Here is a 4,933-nt window from a genome sequence, read left to right on the forward strand (position 1 = left end):
CGAAACGCGCCTGCTGGCCGCAGCGGGCATCGTATGCCTCCTGGCGCTGGTCGCCGGCACGGCCTGCTATTTCTGGTACGAGCCGGGGGCCGGAGTGCGCCTGCCCGACTTCCACCTGCCGGCACTCCCCGGCCTGTCGGAGTACTTCGCGTTGCCGGAATCCCCTGCGCCGGACAGCGGCGGTCACCTGCCCCGGCTTTATATTTTCGTCGCAATGAATTTCCTGGGCTTCTCGGGGCTCGACCTCTACCTGCGGCGGCGCAGGCACAAACGCACGCATACGGGTGCCCCGCGGCGTTAACGGCCCTGCGCGGGAGCATGCGGAGGCACATGGAGGCATGCCCAAGCACCGCGCCCGGCTGTCGGTTTTGCCACCCGCCCCGGCGCCACGAAAAAAGGGAGGACTTCGCAGTCCTCCCTTTCCGATAACAAAACCCGCCGGCGTTATTTCTTCGCGCCGGCTTTTTTCGGCTCGGCCTTGACCTTAATCGAGGCAAAGCCCTTGACGATGTTCTCGTCGCTGTTCTTCGTGCTGTCGTAAACCACGGTCACCTCCTTGGTCGGCAGGTCGACTTTCACGTCCTTGACGCCCTTGCCGAGCGACGGAACGTTGTTCATGATTTTCTTGACGCAGTGTTCGCAGTCGATGTCGGTCGTGAAAACCGTCGTCACCGTCTTCTTGTCGGCAGCCTTTTGCGCCGCACACATGCCGACGCCCATCATCAGGGCCAGGCAAAGCATTAAAATCTTTTTCATCTTCGTGTTATTTTAAGGTTTATCTATTCCGTTTGCCGCCGGGCGCCGCCCTTCGAAACCCTTCCCGAAGAAAAAGGTGGCGGGAGGGACAGTCCGCGCAGCTTCTTGCCGGTTACAAAATATGCCTAATATATATTCAGCCGCAACCCGACATAGAATTTGCGCCCCATCAGGGGGCCCCAGACGTTCATCGAATTGAAGCCCGTCGAGAAAGGTTTGTCCGCATTCAGAATCGGGTCGTGCTGGCGGTAGTCGGCGATATTCTCGCAGCCGGCATAGATGTCGAACTTGCCGACCTTGCGGCTCACCTGCGCAAAGAACATGGGATAGCGCGGCGAATACCTGTCGTCAGCCAGGTTGCCCGTCTGCGTCGGGATGCGCGCGGGGCCGTTCAGCTGCGCCGTAGCATCGAACACCCAGCGGCGGAACTTGGTGGCGTACTGGATGTTGAGCAGCGTCTTGTACTGGCTCACCAGCGGACGCTCGACACGCGCGGTCGTACCGTCGGGACGGTCGATCGTCATTTCGCTGTTCGTGTAACGGAACGTGGCGAAGATGTCGAGCCGCTCTACGGGCGTCCACGAGAAGTCGATCTGGTAGGTATCCGTATAGGAGCGTTTGTCGGAACTGTAAAGCAGAATCTGGTCGGCATTGTATTCCTGGTCGGCAATCACCGAGTTGTAGAACTGCGTGCGGAAATAGTCGAAACTCAACGTGGCGTCGTCGGCATTTATCAGGCCGAATGTCTGCGTCAGGCTGCCGCCCACCGTCAGGGCCTTTTCGAGGCGGTTGAAGCCGTCGAAGTCGGGAATGACGATTTCGCGGCCGGTGGCCAGCATGCCGATATTGTCGGTAATGACGTTGGTGGAGCGGTAACCCAGGCCCGCCGAGCCGCGCAACGTCGTCGAAGGGGTGATATTCCAGCGGATATGGCCGCGGGGCGTCACGAAGAACTTGTCGTAGAAGGCGTTGTAATCGCCGCGGACACCTGCCACAACCGAGAATTTATCCTTGATGGCGTAGGTGTATTCGGCATAGGCGCCCACCTCCTGCTCGTCACGGTCGAAATCGTAGAGGCGCGCCGGGGAGGCGGCAATCCACGGCGTGTTGTTGGCCAGGCTCTCGCGGTAGTACTGCAACTGCGCCTGCGCACCGACAATGAGCGACGAACGGTAGGTGAAATAGTGGTTGTACATCAGGTTCATCGCCAGCGCATTCTCGTTGCCGCGGTAATCGTTCAGCCCGAAATAGGCGTTCTCGTTGAAGTGGTCGAAGTCGGCCACGAACGCCAGGTTCGAACGCATCTCGTCCTTCTCGTCGGGGTCGTACACCGACGGGCCGAGGGGCGTACCAATCTTGAAATAGCCGTTGGCGCCGCGGTTGCGGATTTTCGAACCGTAGAGCGTTCCCGGCTCGTCCCACTTCTCGCGCATCTCATCGCGCATCGAATTCTTGTAGTCGAGCATGCCGCCCAGGCGGTTCTCCTGCACGAACTTCCAGCCCCAGCGGATTTGCGTGCCGTTGTCGGCGGCATAGAGCCACTTGTTGGCGATGTTGATCTGGTCGGACAGCGGCAGGTCGCGGAATCCGTCGTCGTTGTGATCCATCTTGCGGACGTCGGTGTCCATCGAGCCGTGGAGCAGGATGACGCTCGAAAGTTTCTTGTCTTTGGTGACGGGGAACGCCGTCGATATGTTGGCCTCGGGACGCAGTTCGTCGTCGAGGTAGAGGTTCACGAACAGGCGCTCGTCGTCCGTGGGCTTGCGGTGCTCGAGGTTGATCTGGCCCGTGATGGCCTCGTGGCCCGCCGTTACGGACGCCACGCCTTTCGACACCTGAATCGAGTTGAGCCACATGCCGGGCGTATAGCTCAACCCGTAGGGAGCGCTCAAACCGCGCATGATGGGACGGTTCTCGTCGAGGATTTGGGTGTAGGTACCCGCCAGGCCGAGCATTTTGATTTGCCGGGCGCCCGAGATGGCGTCGCTGTACCCCACGGTCACCGAGGCCGAGTTCTCGAAACTCTCGGCCAGGTTGCAGCAGGCCATCTTGCAAAGGCCCGCGAACGAAATCATCTCGTTCTTGACGATGCCGTCGCGCTTGACGAAATTGCCGCTCAAGTTACCCTCGACCACGACATCCTCCAACGCCACGCCCTCGGACTTCAGCGTGAAATCGATACGCTCCACACCGCCTGCGACGCGCAGCGTGTCGTTCTCGTATCCCAGGTAGGAGGCGATGAGCTTGTCGTAACCCTTCACCCGGTGGAGCAGGAATGCCCCGTCGGCATCGGTGCCCGCTCCGATCGTAGTGCCCTCCCAGTAGACCGAGGCGCCCACCAGCGGCTGGTTGTCGGCGTCGCGGACTGTGCCCCGCAAATCCTGTGCGCGGAGGGTGCCGCACACGGCAAGGGCCGTAACAGATAAAACTAAAATTTTATTGATTTTCATGGTGTTCCGTTATTGGTTAAAACTGTTTGCGGGCGAATGCATACGCATTCGTCCCAAAGAGGTTTTAAGCCAATACGGGAGGGGCGCGAAGCCCTGCGGAGCGGACGTGGCCCCGCATGCTGAAAGGAGCGCCGCGTTCGGTGGCCTGCTCGCAGCAGAGCATGAGGTCGGCCGGGGCCGGGGCCTCTGCAACCAGTGCGGGCGGCAGGTCGGTAACTGCGCAGCGCGTAAGTCTCTCGTTATTATCGGAAGAAGAACCCGTATAGAGTTCGATTTCGGTCGAATGGTGGTTGCCGCAGCAGGGGGCTTTCACCGACTCGCGGGCCGAATCGGCGCTGTCGTCATGCTGCTGGCAATGGTGGCAGCAAACGTGCCGGGCGTGCGCCGACAGGGCGACGCACTTGCACGAAAGGGACACATACGCAGGGCCTCCCGCCGCAAACAGGTAGACGGCGAACAGTAAAAGCGATATGAGTCTTTTCAGTTTCATGTTTCCAAACAAAATCCGCAACCGGCGTAAAACCAGGGTTCGCACGGCAGGCGTGTTTCGGGCGCCGGACGGAAGCCCGCAGGCCCCCCTACTCCAGCACGCCGCATTCGGCGAGCTTCGCGGCCCACGCCTCGGCGTCGCGCTGCGCGGTGGCCCCGTCCACGTCGTAACGCCCGGTTAGCAGGGCCGCGGCATCCCCGGTCGTGAAATCGCGGCCGCGGAGGCTTTCCCACAAGTAAAGCGACGATTCGTTGAGCGCCAGAATACGGGTCATATCGGCACCGCAGCGCCCGGGCATGATGACCACATGTTCCCCGGCCATCTCGCGTACCTTGAATTTTTCGCTTATCTTCATTGTCGAACGTTCGGTTTGTCGCAAAAGTATGAAAAATTCCCGAAAACACCTAATTTTTCCTACCTTTGTCTTCATGGAACACTCCGCAGAGAAGATTTACGTCCTGCTGAAACGTCACTGGGGCTTCACGGAATTCCGTCCCGTGCAGGAGCAGATCATCCGCTCGGTGATGGAGGGGCGCGACACGCTGGCCCTCATGCCGACGGGCGGCGGCAAGTCGCTGACCTACCAGGTTCCCGGGCTGGCGCAGGAGGGGCTGTGCATCGTCGTGACGCCCCTGATCGCCCTGATGAAAGACCAGGTCGACCGCCTGCGGGCACGGCACATCTCCGCCGTGGCCATCCACTCGGGGCTCTCGCCGCGTGCTATCGACATCGCACTCGACAACTGCGTCTATGGCGACGTGAAGTTCCTCTACGTGGCCCCCGAGCGGCTCGCAACGGAGGCGTTCCGCCTGCGCGTGCAGCGCATGAACGTATCGCTGCTGGCCGTCGACGAAGCCCACTGCATCTCGCAGTGGGGCTACGATTTCCGCCCCTCGTACCTGCGCATCGCCGAACTGCGCGAAAAACTGCCCGGGGTTCCGGTGCTGGCGCTCACGGCCTCGGCTACGAAACTCGTGGCGGAGGACATCATGCACCACCTGCGGTTCGGCCAGCCGCATATCCTGCGCAGCAGTTTCGCGCGTCCCAACCTCTCGTACAGCGTCCGCCACACGGACGACAAGAACGGCCAGCTGCTGCGCCTGGTGCGCAACGTCCCCGGCACGGGCATCGTATATGTCCGCACGCGCGAGGGCACCGAACAGGTCGCCGACATGCTGCGGCAGGAGGGGGTGACGGCCGCGGCCTACCACGGCGGCATGGGGCACGCCGAGCGCTC

6 protein-coding genes are annotated in these 4,933 nt (G+C 61.2%); 2 read left to right on the top strand and 4 right to left on the bottom strand.

The genetic code is table 11. The annotated features are described in order from the left end of the window. On the top strand, positions 1–301 hold a 301-nt coding region (locus QZT71_RS11900), incomplete at its 5' end, for a hypothetical protein (protein ID WP_295916502.1). Positions 302–444: 143 nt separating this feature from the next. On the opposite strand, the gene QZT71_RS11905 is transcribed toward QZT71_RS11900, so the two are convergent. The 4 genes from QZT71_RS11905 to QZT71_RS11920 all read right to left on the bottom strand — a co-directional run bounded on the left by QZT71_RS11905 (position 445) and on the right by QZT71_RS11920 (position 4,051). After that, the gene (locus QZT71_RS11905) at positions 445–756 is read right to left on the bottom strand and encodes a heavy-metal-associated domain-containing protein (RefSeq protein WP_295916505.1); all 312 of its coding nucleotides are present in this window, start codon (positions 754–756) and stop codon (positions 445–447) included. Positions 757–881: 125 nt separating this feature from the next. After that, positions 882–3,206 carry a TonB-dependent receptor gene (locus tag QZT71_RS11910; protein ID WP_295916508.1) on the bottom strand — a complete coding sequence of 775 codons (2,325 nt, stop codon included), beginning with the start codon at positions 3,204–3,206 and terminating at the stop codon, positions 882–884. A gap of 64 nt (positions 3,207–3,270) precedes the next feature. Further along, positions 3,271–3,696: a hypothetical protein gene (locus QZT71_RS11915; RefSeq protein ID WP_295916510.1), complete on the bottom strand. Its 426-nt coding sequence runs from the start codon at positions 3,694–3,696 to the stop codon at positions 3,271–3,273. An 88-nt stretch (positions 3,697–3,784) separates the two neighbouring features. Further along, complete coding sequence (locus QZT71_RS11920) at positions 3,785–4,051, bottom strand: PqqD family protein (RefSeq protein WP_295916513.1); 267 nt, start codon at positions 4,049–4,051, stop codon at positions 3,785–3,787. 73 nt (positions 4,052–4,124) lie between these two features. Between QZT71_RS11920 and QZT71_RS11925 the strand changes: the two genes are divergently transcribed. Continuing rightward, positions 4,125–4,933 (top strand): RecQ family ATP-dependent DNA helicase (locus QZT71_RS11925; protein WP_295916515.1); only part of this gene is annotated, 809 nt, incomplete at its 3' end.

It is taken from the genome of uncultured Alistipes sp., from assembly GCF_902388705.1.
Lineage (GTDB): Bacteria > Bacteroidota > Bacteroidia > Bacteroidales > Rikenellaceae > Alistipes.